This window comes from Chthoniobacter flavus Ellin428, assembly GCF_000173075.1.
GTDB classification, from domain to species: domain Bacteria; phylum Verrucomicrobiota; class Verrucomicrobiia; order Chthoniobacterales; family Chthoniobacteraceae; genus Chthoniobacter; species Chthoniobacter flavus.
This window is the reverse complement of sequence record NZ_ABVL01000003.1, coordinates 340,726-357,668: the sequence shown is the minus strand read 5'-3', so window position 1 is coordinate 357,668 and position 16,943 is coordinate 340,726. Positions and strand designations below refer to the sequence as shown.

Annotated in this window: 11 protein-coding genes; 8 read left to right on the top strand and 3 right to left on the bottom strand. The window is 60.0% G+C overall.

Going from position 1 to position 16,943, the window contains the following annotated elements; all coding sequences use genetic code 11:
* Positions 1-34 precede the first annotated feature (34 nt).
* Positions 35-1,105 carry a type IV pilus twitching motility protein PilT gene (locus tag CFE428DRAFT_RS06965; protein WP_042724615.1) on the top strand — a complete coding sequence of 357 codons (1,071 nt, stop codon included), beginning with the start codon at positions 35-37 and terminating at the stop codon, positions 1,103-1,105.
* Between the two features lie 15 nt (positions 1,106-1,120).
* The gene (locus tag CFE428DRAFT_RS06960; protein ID WP_006978781.1) at positions 1,121-2,806 is read left to right on the top strand and encodes a GspE/PulE family protein; all 1,686 of its coding nucleotides are present in this window, start codon (positions 1,121-1,123) and stop codon (positions 2,804-2,806) included.
* Between the two features lie 382 nt (positions 2,807-3,188).
* On the opposite strand, the gene CFE428DRAFT_RS06955 is transcribed toward CFE428DRAFT_RS06960, so the two are convergent.
* Both CFE428DRAFT_RS06955 and CFE428DRAFT_RS33170 read right to left on the bottom strand, forming a co-directional pair.
* Positions 3,189-4,286, bottom strand: a complete 1,098-nt coding sequence (locus tag CFE428DRAFT_RS06955) for a hypothetical protein (RefSeq protein ID WP_131989888.1) — start codon at positions 4,284-4,286, stop codon at positions 3,189-3,191.
* A 123-nt stretch (positions 4,287-4,409) separates the two neighbouring features.
* Positions 4,410-7,019, bottom strand: a complete 2,610-nt coding sequence (locus CFE428DRAFT_RS33170; RefSeq protein ID WP_006978779.1) for a transglycosylase domain-containing protein — start codon at positions 7,017-7,019, stop codon at positions 4,410-4,412.
* A gap of 864 nt (positions 7,020-7,883) precedes the next feature.
* On the opposite strand from CFE428DRAFT_RS33170, the gene CFE428DRAFT_RS06945 reads away from it, so the two are divergent.
* The 4 genes from CFE428DRAFT_RS06945 (at position 7,884) to CFE428DRAFT_RS06930 (ending at position 11,436) form a co-directional block, all read left to right on the top strand.
* Positions 7,884-8,453 (top strand): hypothetical protein, encoded by a 570-nt coding sequence (locus tag CFE428DRAFT_RS06945; RefSeq protein WP_006978778.1) that lies wholly within the window; start codon positions 7,884-7,886, stop codon positions 8,451-8,453.
* A gap of 201 nt (positions 8,454-8,654) precedes the next feature.
* A complete protein-coding gene (locus CFE428DRAFT_RS06940; protein ID WP_006978777.1) occupies positions 8,655-9,971 on the top strand; it encodes a type II secretion system F family protein in 1,317 nt (438 codons plus the stop codon).
* 42 nt (positions 9,972-10,013) lie between these two features.
* Positions 10,014-10,673: a type II secretion system protein gene (locus CFE428DRAFT_RS33165; RefSeq protein ID WP_006978776.1), complete on the top strand. Its 660-nt coding sequence runs from the start codon at positions 10,014-10,016 to the stop codon at positions 10,671-10,673.
* A gap of 112 nt (positions 10,674-10,785) precedes the next feature.
* The gene (locus CFE428DRAFT_RS06930) at positions 10,786-11,436 is read left to right on the top strand and encodes a type II secretion system protein (RefSeq protein ID WP_042724537.1); all 651 of its coding nucleotides are present in this window, start codon (positions 10,786-10,788) and stop codon (positions 11,434-11,436) included.
* Between the two features lie 148 nt (positions 11,437-11,584).
* Here CFE428DRAFT_RS06930 and CFE428DRAFT_RS06925 read toward each other — a convergent pair whose 3' ends face one another.
* Positions 11,585-12,250 carry a glutathione S-transferase family protein gene (locus CFE428DRAFT_RS06925; RefSeq protein ID WP_006978774.1) on the bottom strand — a complete coding sequence of 222 codons (666 nt, stop codon included), beginning with the start codon at positions 12,248-12,250 and terminating at the stop codon, positions 11,585-11,587.
* 139 nt (positions 12,251-12,389) lie between these two features.
* Between CFE428DRAFT_RS06925 and CFE428DRAFT_RS06920 the strand changes: the two genes are divergently transcribed.
* Positions 12,390-15,356, top strand: coding sequence for a M28 family peptidase (locus CFE428DRAFT_RS06920; protein ID WP_006978773.1), 2,967 nt, complete (start codon positions 12,390-12,392; stop codon positions 15,354-15,356).
* Between the two features lie 188 nt (positions 15,357-15,544).
* Positions 15,545-16,798: an FG-GAP repeat domain-containing protein gene (locus CFE428DRAFT_RS06915; protein ID WP_006978772.1), complete on the top strand. Its 1,254-nt coding sequence runs from the start codon at positions 15,545-15,547 to the stop codon at positions 16,796-16,798.
* Positions 16,799-16,943 lie beyond the last annotated feature (145 nt).

Here is a 16,943-nt window from a genome sequence, read left to right as displayed (position 1 = left end):
GCTGCCGCCTTCCGGTCCGCACAAATTGGTGCCGATGGAAGACCTGCTGCGGCTCGTCGTGGACGAAGGCGCCTCGGATATTCATCTCTCGGTCGGCGCCCCGCCGGCGGTGCGTATCAATGGCAAGCTGGTAAAGCTGCAGCTTCCGCCGCTCGCGCCGGAAGATACCGAATCGCTCGCGCGCGCAATCACCAGCGACGCGAATCTCCAGCGGGTGAGCGAAGAGGGGAGCGTCGATTTCGCTTTCTCCTTCCGCGGCAATGACCGGTTTCGCGGTAGCGTGTATCGGCAGCGCGGCCATCTCGGCATCGCCTTGCGCACTATCCCGAAGAAGATGCTCACGCTCGACGAAATCGGCCTGCCGAAGTCGGTCGAGGAATTGCTCTTCCTGCCGCGCGGATTGATCCTCGTCACGGGCCCGACCGGTTCCGGCAAGACGACCTCGCTGGCCGCCATGCTCGACCTCATCAATGCGCGCAGCGCGGGGCACATCATGACGATCGAGGACCCGATCGAATACTTTCACCCGCACAAGCTCGGCATCGTCAACCAACGTGAAGTCGGCGTCGACGTCCCCAGTTTCGCCGAGGGTTTGCGCCGCGCGCTGCGCCAGGATCCGAACGTGATTCTGGTCGGCGAAATGCGCGACCTCGAGACCATGGAAACGGCGATCACCGCGGCGGAAACGGGCCACCTCGTTTTCTCCACGCTGCACACTACCGGCGCCGCGCGCACAGTCGATCGTATCATCGACGCCTTTCCCACCACACAGCAGGAGCAGATTCGCGTGCAGCTCGGCGCCAACCTCAAGGCAGTCATTTCGCAATTGCTGCTGCCCACGCTGGACGGCACCGGGCGCGTCGCGGCCTTCGAAATCATGGTCAACACGCCTTCGATCGCCGCGCTCATCCGCGACAACAAGACCTTCCGTATTCCCAACGACATCCTCACCGGCGGCAAGTACGGCATGGTCTCGCTCGAGACTTCGCTCGTGCAGCTCTACCTCAATGGGCTCATCAGTTACGAGCAGGTCCTGGGCAAGGCGCAAGACCCGCAGGCCGCCGTCCAGTTGATCGGCGGCCAGAAACCCGCCAACAAGCGGTAAAAACTCCTCCCTCACATGAATCCGAAACAAGTTCTCGAAATCTTCGTTGACCAGGGCGTCGTCGAAAAATCCCAGGTCGAAGACATCCTGCAGGAGGTCAACTCGACCGGCAAAAGCCTGCTTGAAGTATTGGTCGACTACCAGATCACCAGCGAGGGACAGTTCTACCAGACCATCGCCGCGTATCTCGGTCTGGAGTATGTGGACCTCACGGGCTTCGAGCCGCCACCTGAGATCGTGCGCCTCATTCCCGCCGGTCTCGCGTTGCTGAATCGCGTTTTCCCCATCGGTATCGACGCCGGCACGCTGCAAGTCGTCCTCGCGGATCCGCTGGCCCAGGATACGCCTGAAACGCTGCGCTTTGCCCTCGGCAAGGAAATCCAGCCTATCGTCGCGTCGGTCCACCAGATCGATGAGCTCATCAAGAAGTACTACGGCACGGACATCGGGAGCATGGATGAGATCCTCAAGCAACTCGGCGGTGAGGTCGAGTTGGTGGAAGGCGGGGGCGGCATCGATCTCAAGAGCCTGGAAGCGGAAGCGAACGCGACGCCCATCATCCGCTACGTCGACCTGATTCTCTACCAGGCCATCCAGGACCGCGCGTCGGACATTCACTTCGAGCCGTTCGAGACCGAGTTCAAGATTCGCTACCGGGTCGACGGTTCGCTCTACGAAATGTCCCCGCCGCCGCGGCACCTCGCGCTGCCCGTCATCTCGCGCGTGAAGGTCATGTCGAACCTGAACATCGCCGAGCGCCGCCTCCCGCAGGACGGGCGTATTCAGAAAAATATTGCCGGCCGTCAGGTCGATCTTCGTGTCTCGACTCTGCCCACGCAGTTCGGCGAATCGGTGGTGCTTCGTGTGCTCGACCGCACCACGGTGAACCTGGACATCGAGTCCTTGGGCATGCCCGATTACATTTACAATTACCTGCTCAAGACGATCGAGAAGCCGAACGGCATCTTCATCGTCACCGGCCCGACCGGTTCCGGCAAGACCACCACGCTTTACGCCTGCCTCAACAAGATCAACACCATCGACTCGAAGGTGCTGACCGCCGAGGACCCCGTGGAATACGACATCGAAGGCATCATCCAGGTGCCGATGAATGACGGCATCGGCCTGACCTTCGCCCGCACCTTGCGTGCCTTCCTCCGTCAGGACCCGGACCGCATCATGGTCGGTGAAACGCGTGACGTGGAAACAGCGCAGATCGCCATCCAGGCATCGCTCACCGGTCACTTGGTGTTCACCACCCTGCACACCAACGACGCCCCCGGCGCCGTGACCCGTCTCATCGATATGGGCGTCGAGCCCTTCATGATTTCGTCTTCGCTCGAAGGCGTGCTCGGCCAGCGCCTCATCCGTAAGATTTGCCCCAACTGCAAGACTCCTTACGAGCCGACTGAAAACACGCTCGCCCAGCTTGGTCTTTCGATCCACGAAATCGGCGACAAGACCTTCTACTACGGCTCCGGCTGCGACACCTGCAACCACACCGGTTACAAAGGCCGCAAAGGCATCTACGAGTTGCTCGACATCACCGACCCGATCCGCGAACTCATCAACAAGCGCGCCCCCTCGGTTGTGCTCAAGCAAAAGGCCATCGAGCTGGGCATGACCACCCTGCGCCAGGACGGCCTGCGCTGTATCTTCGACGGTGAGACGACGATCGAAGAGATTTTGAAGTACACGTAAGTAGGGTTTGCCATTGCGGTCCGACGCAGTGTCTGCGAATTCGAAACGGCGAGCCATCAACGCTGGCGTTTTTGGCGCGGCGCTGTTGCCTAAGCATTACCCCCATCTTTGCTCAGTGTTTGGACGTCGATACAGATAGCGCTTTGGGAGCGGCGACTTTCCAGTCGCCGACCGAAACAAACGCGCGGAGCGCCTTCTTTGGGGCGTCGCTCCGCGACGCAGGGCGACTGGAAAGTCGCCCCTCCCAGTGAGCCGCAGCCGAATTCATCGCTGTCACTACTGACCAAAGATGTGGGTCATGCTTAGGCAGCAGCGCAGCACTACAAACGCAAGCGTGATGCGCCGCTCAGCCCAATGCGGAGCGGGGGAAGCCAGTGCCGTGTCAATTCGACGTCTGAACGAGCCCGATACAGTCGCAATCGGCGCCGTGAAAACCATAGACGCCGACAACCGGCCGGCCGTCGCCGCCTAATTCCTTGGGTTTATCTTTGTGGGGAAGCGTCCCGAACCAGAGGCTTCGATAAGTGCTGCTCGAGCTATGATCGAGGCGGCCCTCGGCGGGGACCATTTTCATGAAGATGACCTGGAGCCCTTGAATGCGACCGTCATTGTTGGTGTGGTAAACGTGGATGCCGCCCACCGCGTAACCGGGCCGCGCCATCACTTTGTTGGTGATCTTTTCCATCTTGCCGCGATCCATGCCCGGCTTGACCCCGGCTGTGGTGAGAAAGATGGGGCGTAGTGAACGAATGTCGGGGAAACCGTTGGATCTGGTCTCGAAGAACTCGAACCCGACCAGAACCGCTCCCTCGGCGGGGACGTCGTTGCCCGCCCCTCCCTTGGGCCGTGAGAGTTCGGACAGAGCGAGCTTTTTGTCGCGGATCGCGGCGGCGATCTTCTCGGCAAAAGCTGGGTCGAGCTGCCCCGCACCGGCGACGGCGGAAGGGCTAAGAGCGTTGGTCGCGGCGGTCGGTGCGGGGCTCGCTTTCGGCAGGGTGGGACCGGCAATGGCGTCTCGCTCCGTGCGCACGAGGGTGGCCTTTGCGAGTTGGTTTTGGGTGGTAAACTGGCGTTGCAGACGATCGAGCGCCGCCAGGTAGTCGCGCTTCTGCTGGTCTTCCGCGTTGCGAATCAAGGTGACGATCGGCTCCAGTTCTTTTTCGTAGCGAGTCCGGAGGGCAGCGAGGGCTGGAGCCATCGCTGCGCGTTCCGTGGCCGTTGGTTCCTGGTTGCTGGTCAACCGCTCGCGTTCGGCTTTCACCTGCAGCGCGCCATCGAGGTCGCCGCTGGTGGTGATTTCCCGCTGGAGGCGCTCGAGTTCGCCGGCGTAGCTGCGGCGGATGGGTTCCGTGCGCGTGTCGCGGGCGTTGGTAATGGCGGTGATGTTTCGCTGGTATGAACTTCGCAGGGCGTCGAGTTCCGGTACAGCCGTGGCATTTTCCGGCGCCGCTTGCGCCCGAACCAGAACCAGAACCAACACAGCCAGCCAAATCGCGATTATTCTCATAGTGACGAATCCGCCGACCAGCATTGGTGAGAGGGCGCGTTCCGCAAGCTAAATATAGAAGGGAGGGGGATGTCTCCGCGATTTGACGCCTGCCTTTTACTCCTCTCCGTCCTGCGCTGACCGAATGGATGTGCGATAGCCCCTCCCGCCGTGCGTGGTGCGAATGATCGTCGTGTGAATCCGCCCGTCCGGAGTTCGAGTGACAATTCGCTGTTCCGTCACGCCGGGCGGCAAGGTGGATGGCGTGGTGGAACTGCTTGTGCGTGGCTCTGTCGACCGCGTAACGGGGATCGCCCGTCGCACTTCCACCGGGCCAGTTGTTACGGGTTCCGCCACTGACGGCGGTTCCATCCGAGTGCTGGCCGTGGCTGGCGGATAAACGGTGCGCGCCGGATACTGCGTACTCGGGCCACCCGCCTCACCGATGATCGGTGCTGGCGCCGGACGGGAAAGCGGACGACCGCCGAAGGCAATGCTCGGCGAGTTCGATGTCGCGGGTGGGCGAATGGCAGTGACGGCCGTGCCGGTGCTCGATGCCGGATAGGTTGTCCCCGAGGGATACATTGGCGGATTGCTGGTCGGGTAAGGAGCCGCCTGCCCTGATGGGGTAGCGCTCGGATAGGTCGGCTCGGCGGCGATGGGCGGGGTCATTTCAGGATGGGTCTGGCAATACTCCTTCGGAACGCGAGAAGCTGGTAGCTCCACTTGATAAGCGTAGTGCTGTTCCGCGCAGCCGGCGGTCGCCAGTTTTCCGGACACTGCGCACAGGGTAACCTTGGCCATTTTCACGCCTTCGTTGAGCGGTGCGGTCGGGTATTCGTTTTCCGGAGCCTCCCGCATCACGTCCACCCAGATGGGCAGGGCGAGCGCCGCACCGTAGCCTTTTTCCATGATAGTCTGGGGCTTATCCATGCCTACCCACACGCCGCAAGTGAGCGACGAGGTGTAACCGACAAACCAGGCGTCGAAGAAATCGTTCGTCGTGCCGGTTTTTCCCGCGCCGTTCTTCTTCCACCCAAGCGAAGCGGCTTTGGCCGCCGTCCCGTGTTTCATCACCTGCTGAAGGATGCCGGTGACCATCGCGGCGGTGTCGGAAGAAATAATGCGCTTCTCCGCATGCGGTGGCTGATAGAGCACGTGCCCATCGCGATCCTCCACTTTCGCGATCAGGTATGAAGGACGATAAACGCCGCCGTTGGGAAAGATCGTATAGGCCGAGGTGAGATTGCGCGCGGTGGTCTCGAAAGCGCCGAGAAACACGACCGGATATTCCGGCACGTTGTCACTGAGGCCGACTTTCTGCGCGAGGCCGCGGATCATCGGCAGCCCGGCAAACTCCCCGACCCGCACGCTCATGGTATTGCGCGAATGGACCAGCCCGTAGGAGGCGGGTTCCAAGCCGCCATAGTGACCGTCGGAATTCGCCGGCGACCATTTCTTGGGAATGTCGGGATATTCGCCGGCCGCGATCTTGCCGTCGTCGACGAAAGTGCCGGGCATCAATCCGCGATCAAAAGCCGCGGCATAGACGAACGGCTTGAAGGTCGAACCGATCTGTCGTTTTCCGAGGAGCGCCCGCGAGTATTTGCTCTGCGCGTAGTCGCGTCCCCCCACGGCCGCTTTGATCGCGCCGGTGCGATTATCGATCATCACCACGGCGGCCTGGAGATAGTTGGTGGGCTTTTCCTGCTCGGCCTTCGGGTCGGGGACGAAGTCGGCTTTCCGGGGATGCGGATAGCCTTTGTGCGATTCGATCTCGCTCAGGCGCCGGTCCGCTGCGGTCTGGGCGAGTCGCTGCAGGGCTGGGTCAATCGTCATCGTCACCTTCAACCCGCCGTACTCCAGCGTGTCCGGAGAGAGCAGGGTGGAGAGTTCTCCTTCCACCGCCTCCATGATCGCGTCATCCGTCACGTGCATGGCGTTGTGCGAAGCGACCTGGAGTTGCTGGGCCTCGGCTGCCGTCGCCTCATCGCTGGAAATCATCTTCAGCTCCGCCATGCGGGAAAGAACATCGTTGCGGGCCTGACTCGCCGCGTCGAGATCGCGCGCCGGAGAGAGCCGGCGTGGACTGCGGATGAGCGCCGCCAGGGTGGCCGCCTCCCCGAGCGTCAAGTCCGTCGCCGGCTTGCCGAAATAGCCGCGGGAGGCTGCCTCGATGCCGTAAAAGCCGGAACCGAAATAGATGCGGTTCACATACATCTCGAGGATCTTTTCCTTCGGATATTTCTCCTCGATCCGCCGCGCCAGCACGGCTTCCAGTGCCTTGCGGTCGAGCGAACGCTTCACCAGTCCGCAGGCGTTGCGCGCCAGTTGTTGGGTAATGGTGCTGCCACCCTGGCGCGTTTCGCCCGCCCGCAGGTTGGTCAGGAAAGCGCGGAGCACCCCTTGAGTATCGACCCCATGGTGCTCCCAAAACCGGTTGTCCTCCCGCGCCAGCAGCGCATTCACGAAAAACAGCGAGACCTTGTCCAGCGGGACACTCAGCCGGTTCTCCCCGCCGAAATAGCCGTAAAGATTCCCGCGACTGTCGTAGACCGCGGAACGTTCCGGAAGCCCATCGATCTTCGTGAGGTCAAACTGGTCCGCCCTCTCCACATAGTCGGAGTAGACCTTCAGGCCGACGACCCCGACGGTCGCGACCAGGATGACGGCAACGGCCGTAGTCCAAGCCGTGATCTTCAGAAGAGTCCGTAATCTCGCCTTCATACGACGAATGAATCGCGTAGGGCATACCCGCTGGTTTTCTTCGCCCCGGGCGGTTTCGTCGTGCTACCAGAGTGAGGAGGGCGAGCGAATCAATGTGTGGGGGAGAGCCAGCTTTGGGGTGCCCATCCGGGACAGATCGCAAATTTTTTTGCTGCTGGACCGGCAAAGGTTTCTGGCTTCATGCCGAACAGAAGCAGGCGAAGGCCCGTTCGGTTTGCGCGGATGTCATTCTGCCGTCCCTGGCATCGCCGTTTGTGCTGCTGCATTGTTCCGCCTCTGCACCCCGACGGAGCGTGGGCGGCTACATTGATCTCTCGTTCAGCCAGCATGTGAATAAGTGCTGCCGTGCAGCTTCGGTGTGAGCAATCAAACTTATAGCGAATTAAGTGTAAAATCGTTTGTAGTAAGTTATGGTTGAGTTGATTGTGATGCTATTGAATTACTTTAGTAGCTGGGAATTCCGGTGTATTTGCATAGTTGATTTGCTTCGGCTTAAACGTGGCAAAAGTAAAAAGCGCCAGGGATGTTTCCGGCCGTGTTTAATGGCTCGAAATACGGTCGAAGATGATTTCCGTCCAAGCTCTCGGACATGGCTTTCGTTATTACTATCGCAGCAGAAAAAGTCCTCCTTTCGTAGCTGCGGTATGGGTGGTCAATCGAAGCGGTCTGGTGTTTGGGTTGATCGCGATCACCGAGCGCGATGGGCACCCCACTCGTGCCCAGCGCTCACCGCTGCCATTGCCGCGATGGTTCCGAGATGGGTGCTTTGGCTCACGGGCTTTCCCATGCCGTTCGGAGAATAGAGCAAGGCAGCGGCGCTTTTTCGCTTTCCTTACCCCAGTGATTTTCGTCTATAGATCTCTTATGAAACGGCTGGGTTTACTTTCGGTACTGATTTTCGGCATGGCATTTAGCGGGCAGGGGCAGGTCCCGGGAACGGCTGTGCCGGCGACGAGCAAAAGCGTGTTCCTCGATGCGGTCGAATCGACAGCCAACTCCTCGACGGTCAATCATTGGCGCGACATCTCCGGCGACTACAGCCAGACCAAAACGAGCTCGAAGGAACTGGACATCACGGTGCGCAATATGTCCCAGCTCCCCGGCGAGTTTGAGATCGAGTGGTATTTCTTTGGCAAGCCGGCCAATGGGTCCGGCCGGTTCCTTTACGATCAGGGCAGCAAAAAAATCTCGGTCACCCCGGGGGCCTTCCTGAAAGTGCCGGTGGAGTCCAAGGGACTCTCCGCCCACACCGTCCGTGGCTACTACTGGTACGGCTACAACTACACGTCTGGTGACAAAGCGGACGGCTGGGTCATTCGCGCCAAGGTGGGCGATGAGGTCGTGCGGGTGAAGGCTTCGAACCCGTTACTCGAGCAGATGGCCTCTGATCCGGCCGGTTTCACCAAATTGACCAGCCATACCAAGAAGAAGTAGGCCCTCCCTGAAGTGAACGGGGTTGGCTTTCCGGAAAAATCGGCCCATCCGTTTGCCTTCACGGCGGCGAAAAGCAGCTCGATGGCCACAAAATGAGTTCCGTGAATAAAAAAAGTGACCTTCCGGTGAATTCCTTATTGCAACTTTTTATCCCGCGCTTTCTTTTCCTGCTAAGAATTTTTCAACTGACCCCCGAACGCCATGCCCCGATTTAATTACATAGCGCTTGATGCGCGCGGCCAGGAATCGACCGGAGTGATCGATGCCGCCTCCTCTAACGAAGCCGTGGGCCAGCTGCGCCAGGCCGGCTACTTCCCGACCAGTGTGATCGAGGAAGGGAAGGGCAAGGCGCCCGCCAAGTCCAAAGCCGTAGCCAAGCAAGCCAAAGCCGTCGCCGCCCCCAAGGGCGCCAAGAAAGGCAGCATCACGCTCTTCGAGAAGAAGACGGTCAAGAGCAAGACGCTGATGATTTTCACCCGTCAGCTCGCGACGCTGATAGATGCCGGTCTGCCGCTGCTGCGCGGTCTCACTGTGCTCGCCAAGCAGGAAAGGGATCCGGTGCTGGCCAAGACGATCAACAATCTCGCCGACGCCGTGCAGAGCGGCAGCACGTTCTCGGAATCGATGGCGCAGCATCCGCTGATCTTCAACAAGCTCTACATCAACATGGTGAAGGCCGGTGAGCTCGGTGGTGTGCTCGAACTGGTGCTCAACCGTCTCGCGGAATTCCAGGAAAAGGCGCAGAAGGTGAAGAACAAGGTCGTCTCGGCGATGGCCTACCCGGTGATCGTGCTCATCATCGCGATCCTCATCATGGTCTTCCTCATGGCGTTCATCGTGCCGAAGTTCGAGCAGATCTTCCACGACATGCTCGGTGGCAAGCCGCTGCCGCCGATCACCCAGTGGGTCATTTACGTCAGTAACATCATCCAGAAGATGTTTGTGCCGCCTTACCTGTGGTACACGATCGTTTCCGTGGTCGTGATCATCATCGGTTACAAGGCGATCTCGGGCAGCAAGGGCGGCCGGGCGGCGCTGGACAAGGTCAAGCTGCACACGCCGCTCTTCGGCGACCTGCTGCGGAAGAGCTCAATCTCGCGCTTTAGCCGCACGCTGGGCACGCTGGTGACTTCGGGTGTGCCGATTCTCCAGGCGCTGAATATTACTCGTGATACCGCGGGCAACACCGTGATCGCCAACGCCGTCACCAAAGTGCACGACGCGGTGAAGGAAGGCGAATCCATCGTCCAGCCCCTGGAAGCCAGCGGGGTGTTCCCGCCCATGGTGATTTCGATGGTGGACGTCGGTGAAGAAACCGGCCAGCTCCCGGAGATGCTCCTGAAGATCGCGGAAGTGTACGACGACGAAGTCGACAATGCGGTCGAAGGTCTCACCTCGCTGCTGGAACCGATCATGATCGTGTTCCTCGCCTTGATCGTCGGCACCATCGTTATCGCGCTCTTCATGCCGTTGATCGAAATCATCAAGCAGATGGGCGGCCAGAACGCCGGCGGCTAGTTCGCATTCGCAAATTGTCGCGTGCCGCGCTAAAATAAATTTATGATCCGTTCCCCACGTAACGCTGCGTTTACCTTGGTCGAGATGATCACGGTTATTGCCATCATTGCCATTCTCGCCGGCCTCATTTTGGCCGTGAACACGGTGGCGCAGAAAAAAGCCGGCCTTTCGCGGGCGGAGACCGAGATCAAGGAGATCTCGGTGGCGATCGAAAACTACAAGACAGATAATGGCGGTTATCCTCAGGATCCGAATCTGACGGATACCCTGGACCCGCGTAACGCGTCGGTCGCCACGAGCGTGACAAATCCGCAGGGCGCGGTAGCTCAATCCAGCCGGTTCCTGTATGAGCAGTTGTCTGGCGACACGGATGGAGATGGCACCATTGGCAACGGCAGCGACACTGGAAAAAACTACGCGCCGGATTTCTGGAAGCCGACTCATCTCGGAGGAACGAAGAATGGCTCCGGCAAGGTCGCTCCCGTTTTGTATATCATGGATCCCTTCGGCAACCCTTACGGGTATTCGACGGCGGGATTGCTGGTGGAGCAGGAGTTCCGTGCGGCTTTGTCCACGAATCCGAATGCGCCCCGCAATGTGCAAAACAGCAAGGGCACCCAAGGATACAATCCCACTTTCGACCTTTGGTCGTGCGCCGGCGATACGGCCGGTCTCTCGGCCAAGTGGATTAAGAATTGGTAGTTGGCCCGGGGGAAGAGAGTCCCTGGTAGACGAGCGGCGGTTCCCATGAGCAGCCGTACGGTTCGGTTAATTGCCGTTCGCGTTTTGTTGGATCGGTGCTATGATTCCCGGTATGCGCCGTCCCCCACATTCTGCGGCCTTCAGCCTGATCGAGATGATCATGGTCATGGCCGTCATCATTCTTCTCGTTGGCATCGTCCTGCTCGTCTATCCGACCGTCCAACGCAACATGGCGAAGGCGAAAGCGTCGACAGATATCAGGTCGCTGACCGGCGCCTTGGAGGCCTACAAAACCGATAACGGCGGTTACCCCCAGGACCCGACGAAGACGGACTCCCTCGACGCCCGCGACACCGCCGCCAGTCAGAGTACCGGTGTGGGGAGCAAGTATGCCATTTCGAGCCTGTATCTCTACGAGTGCCTTTCCGGAGATACCAATGACAATGGCGTGATCGATGCGAATGAAACGGGGAAGAACTATGCGCCGGATTTCTTCAAACCCGCGCGGCTCTTCGGTCCGATGGTGAACGGCCGATTGACCTCGGTCCAATACATCAAAGATCCGTTTGGCAACAGCTACGGGTATTCCACGGCGGGCCTGCTCCTCGAGCAGGAATACCAGGCGCAAATGGCCACCAATTCCAATGCCCCACGACCGGTGACCAACAGCAAGGGGACGCGTGGATACAATCCGACGTTCGATCTGTGGTCGACCGGCGGGGACACCACCGGCAATTCGAACCGGTGGGTCAAAAACTGGTGATCGGTCGACTGCTCCGCACTCGCTTTTACGAACTGTGAAATAAGCCGCCAGCGAGATTATTTGGCCCGCGAATCACACAAATGACCCGAATGAAAAATCCTCCATTCGGGTCATTCGTTTGATTCGCGGGCGCATTTTTTCACAGTCCCTACGCGAAGGTGAAGCGGTGCAGCCTCTCGGACCACTTTTGCAGTGCGCCTTGCTCGGCGTTCAGGCGGTTGTGTCCGCCGTAGGTCAGATTGCCGAGCACGCCGTAAAGCAGGAAGTCGCTGTAGACCGGTGCGTCACCGAAGAGGAAAGGGGAATGCCGCAGGGTCGTTTCGAAGCGTCCCAGCAACCGATCGGCCTCGGCACGGATCGCCGCTGCGTCGCGCCGCCATTGCTCCACGCAGCCGCGGCCAAACTTGCGCTCCTTGTGCCGTAGGAATAGACCTCGCGCCACCGGGTCGGTGATCTTGTCGAGGGTGTGTGGGTCGAGCAAGCGAAAGGTCTGGAACTCCACGTCGTCGCTGAGGAATTCGATGACGATCTGTTGCAAGCCATCGAGTCGCTCGGGAAAGAGACGGCCCTTCGCGAAGTGTTGGTCGACGTAGTGGGCGATGTCTTCGCTGCCGGCGTTGGATTCGGTCACGATCCGGCTGTCATGCACCAGCACGGGCACCTGGTAGTATTCGCCGTTGGTCAGGCGCAGCAGTTCGCTGCGGTCCCAATTCGGAATCTCCTTCGTCTCGAACGGTACGCCGCAAGCCCGCAGAGCCTCGGTGATCGGGATGCAAAAGGGGCTGTAGGCCATTTGGTAAATCGTGAGACTCATAAGAAATCGAGGATTCGCGGGATGATTGTATTGCAATCGCTTCGATTGCCAAGGGTGGCGGGCGTCATACAAACTGCGCCGCGCCCCGCCGCTGGCTCCACATCGAACATTCCCGCCCTTTCAGCATCCAACCTTCTCCATGCGCCGTCTCCTCCTCCTGTTCGTCTGCCTCTTCACTGTCGCTGCCTTTGCCGATGATGCGGCAAACGAAGCCCGCTTCATCACCAATTCCCGCCAGCTCATCTTCGAAGGCAAGCGCAGCGGGGAAGGTTACTTCCATCCGGACGGCAACCTGATGATTTTCCAGAGCGAGCGCGAGGAAGGGAATCCCTTCTACCAGATGTATCTGCTCGACCTGCTCTCGGGCGAGACGGCGCGAGTTTCAACGGGCGTGGGCAAAACCACCTGCGGCTTTTTCCAGCCCGGCACCAATCGCGTGCTCTTCGCTTCCACGCATGCCGACCCCGAGGCGCTCGCCAAGCAGAAGGCTGAGCTCGATTTCCGCGCCAGTGGGAAACAGCGCCGTTACTCCTGGGATTACGACCAGACGATGGACATCTACTCGTGCAACCAGGACGGCACGCAAATGGTGAACCTGACCAACTCACCGGGTTACGACGCGGAAGGTTCGTTTTCGCCGGACGGCAAGCAGATCGTCTTTTGCTCGCTGCGCGCCGCGTTCCCACTGGAGAAGCTGACGCCGGAGCAGCGCGCCCGTTACGAGAAGGATCCCGCTTACTTCGGCGATATCTATCTCATGAATGCCGATGGCTCGAATGTCCGCCGGCTGACCGATGCGCCTGGCTACGATGGCGGTCCGTTCTTCTCGCCCGATGGCGCGCGCATCATTTGGCGGCACTTCGATGAGAGCGGGATGTTTGCCGACGTGTGGACGATGAAGCTCGATGGCTCGGACAAACATCGCGTGACCGATTTCAAATCGATGTCGTGGGCGCCATTCTATCATCCCAGCGGCAAGTACATCATCTTCACCTCGAACAAACTCGGCTTCACGAATTTCGAGCTCTACATCGTGGACGTGAATGGCGACCACGAGCCGGTGCGCGTCACTTACACCGATGGCTTCGATGGTTTGCCGGTGTTTTCGCCGAATGGCAAAAAGATCAGTTGGACGAGCGGTCGCACGAGCGACGGGAAATCGCAGATTTTCCTCGCGGACTGGAATCATGAAGCGGCCCTGAAGGCGATCGAGGAATCGCCGCTGCGGGGCAGCAGCGCTGCCGCTGCCACCACGGAAAAGAATGCCCAGCCTTCCGCGCCGGCGAAAGAAGCCGCGGCCACCGTGCAGGTGGACATGAAGGAACTCTCCCCCGAGATCCGCGCGGAGGATTTGAAATACGAGGATTCCTGGCTCGCCGACCCGGCGCGGGAGGGCCGCGAGACGGGCACTCCCGGCGCGCGCGCCTCGGCGGATTTTCTTACCGGCTATTTCCGGAACCTCGGCTTGAAGCCATTCGGTGACGATTTCCGCGAGCCCTTCGAGTTCAATTCCGGTGCCCGCGTTGAGGCGTCCAAGACCAGTCTCTCCATCACCGAGGGCAAGGACACGGCGACGTATGCGCTGGAAAAGGATTTTCGCCCGCTGGCCTTCAGCGAGAATGGCTCCGTCGATGGTGAAATCGTTTTCGCCGGCTACGGACTGAGCGTGCCGGAGGACGCGAAAAACTCGCGTTACAACAGCTACGACAATCTCGACGTGAAGGATAAAATCGTCCTGTTCTTCCGCTATGTTCCGGAGGGCGTCGAAGCGCCGCGTCGTGCGCAGCTCAATCGCTATTCCGGTCTGCGCTACAAGGCGATGATGGCCCGCGAACGCGGAGCGAAAGCCGTGCTGGTGGTGACGGGTCCAAATTCACCGGGAGCAGGGGAACTGGTGCCGTTGACCGATGATGGCAGTCACACCGGCAGCGGCATTCTCGCGGCATCGATCAGCAGCAAGGTGGCCGATGCTTTGCTCGCGCCGAGCGGCAAGAGCCTGAAGGATCTGCAGACGGGCCTCGATACCGAGAATCCGCACGCCGAAGGCAGTCTTGTGCTGCCGAAAGTTCGGGTAAGTCTTTCCATCGGCGTCGAGCATTTGAAAGGCACCGATCGCAATGTGGTGGCCTGCCTGCCCCCGACGGGCGGCAGCGATGAATACATCGTCGTCGGCGCGCACTATGACCATCTCGGACACGGTGGAAAAGGAAGCTCGATGGCGCACGCTGGCGAGGAAGGGAAAGTGCATCCCGGCGCGGATGACAATGCCTCGGGCACTGCGGTGGTTATGGAACTGGCGGCGTCCCTGGCCGCCCCGGGGGGACCCAAGCCGTCCTCGGATGCAACCAAGCGCCGGCGCGGCGTAATCTTTGCCCTGTGGTCCGGCGAGGAAATCGGGCTCATCGGCTCGGCTGCCTTTATCCAGCATCCGCCTGTACCCCTCGACAAGATCGCGGCTTATGTGAACTTCGACATGGTCGGCCGTCTGCGCGACAACAAGCTCACGATGCAGGGCGTCGGTTCCTCGCGCATCTGGCGCAAGGAATTGGAGAAGCGTAATGTCGCCGCGGGCTTCAGTCTCGTATTGCAGGATGATCCGTATCTGCCCACCGATACGACGAGCTTTTACCCGAAGCATGTGCCGGTGCTGAATTTCTTCACCGGCGCACATGAGGACTACCACCGCCCGACGGACACGCCGGACAAGCTCAACATCGAAGGCATGGAGCGAATCGCGAAATTTGCCCGCCAGATCGTGTCGGACCTCGCCACCGTCCCCGAGCGCCCCGACTATGCGCATGTCCAGCGCAGCGAGCAGCAGAGCGGTTCGCGCGACTCCTTGCGGGCCTATCTCGGGACCATTCCCGATTACGCCTCCGAGGTGAAAGGCGTGAAGCTGAGCGGCGTGCGCGGCGACAGCCCCGCGGAGAAGGGTGGCATCCAAGGTGGTGACATCATCGTCGAATTTGCCGGCCAGAAGATTGCCAATATCTACGACTACACCTATGCGCTCGATGCGGTGAAAATCGGCACGCCCGTCAAGATGATCGTCGAGCGTAACGGCCAGCGCGTGGAACTCACGGTGACGCCTGGTTCGCGCAAATGATCGCGGTCGAATCGCTCTGAGAGACTGTGAAAAGTGCCCGCGAATCACGCGAATCACGCGAATGGAGTCTGTTTCATTCGCGTCATCTGTGTAATTCGCGGGCTTAAAACCCTATTGCCGGATCTAACGCCCTTGCGTGGCAGGCGGTTCTACGCTGAAACTGCTCCGCTCGCACTCCGCCCCATTTCATGAAAACCCGACTCCCCATCGTATTCTCCCTGGCCGCGCTTCTCACCGCCGCCGCTTCTGCTCAACAGCCGGTGCCGTCCGGCGAATTCACCAAGATCCAGCTCACCGACCAGTTCTGGGCGGAGGGCGCGGCTTACGGCGATTTCAATCACGACGGCAAGATGGATGTCGTCTACGGCCCGTATTGGTTCGAAGGGCCGGACTTCAAGGTGCGGCACACCTATCGTCCCGACACCGAGAAATCGAAGGTGAAGACGGCCGATGGCAAGGAGATCGAAATCCCCGGCTTCAAAGGTGCGCTCGGCAACGAGAACGGCTACTCCGACAATTTCCTCACCTACGTCTACGACTTCAATGGCGACGGTTGGCCGGACATCCTGGTCATCGGTTGGCCGGGCAAGGAAGCTTACTGGTACGAGAATCCGAAAGGCGCGGACACGCCGTGGTCGAAGCATCTCGCCTGGGACGTGGTGGACAATGAATCGCCCATGCTCGCCGATCTCTTTGGCACCGGTAAACCCGTGCTCGTCTGCTGCTCGGGCGGCTACATCGGTTACGCCGAGCCGGATTGGAAGGATCCGGAGGAGAAATGGAAGTTCCACCCGGTCTCTCCGAAAGGCACCTATCAACGCTACACGCATGGCATCGGCATCGGCGACGTGAACGGCGATGGTCGCATGGACATCCTCGAAGCCACCGGTTGGTGGGAGCAGCCGAAATCGCTCGACGGCGATCCCGTGTGGAAGAAGCACGAGTTCCAGTTCGGCAGCGGCGGCGCGCAAATGTACGTCTACGATGTGAATGGCGACGGCAAGCCGGACATCATCACCAGCCTCGAGGCGCACAAGCACGGCATCGCCTGGTTCGAGCAGACGAATGACAACGGCGTCGAAGGCTGGACCAAGCATATCATCGTCGGTGACAAGCCGGAGGATAACCCGCAGGGCGTGATGTTCACCCAGCCGCATGCCTTGTGGCTGCAAGACATGAACGGTGACGGCCTTCCCGATCTCGTCACTGGCAAACGCTTCTGGGCGCATGGTCCCACGGGTGACATCGATCCCAACTCGCCGCCGGTGCTCTACTGGTTCGAGCTCAAGCGCAACGCCGGCAAGGTCGAGTGGATCGCCCATTTGATCGACGACAAATCGGGCGTCGGCTGCCAGGTGATGGCGGGCGATCTCAACGGCGACGGCAAGCCCGACGTGATCGTCGGCAACAAGCGCGGCGCCTTCGTCTTCCTGCGCAAGTAGGCGGAAAGTCTTCCACTCCGTTTTCGGGCATGTCGCAAATGCACCGGAATTTGGCGCGAATCGCCAAGCTCCGGGCGCGGTCTTGCGCTTCACTATTCAAGAACATTCAACCCCAGTCCCCAACGCCCAACCCCAGCATCCAATG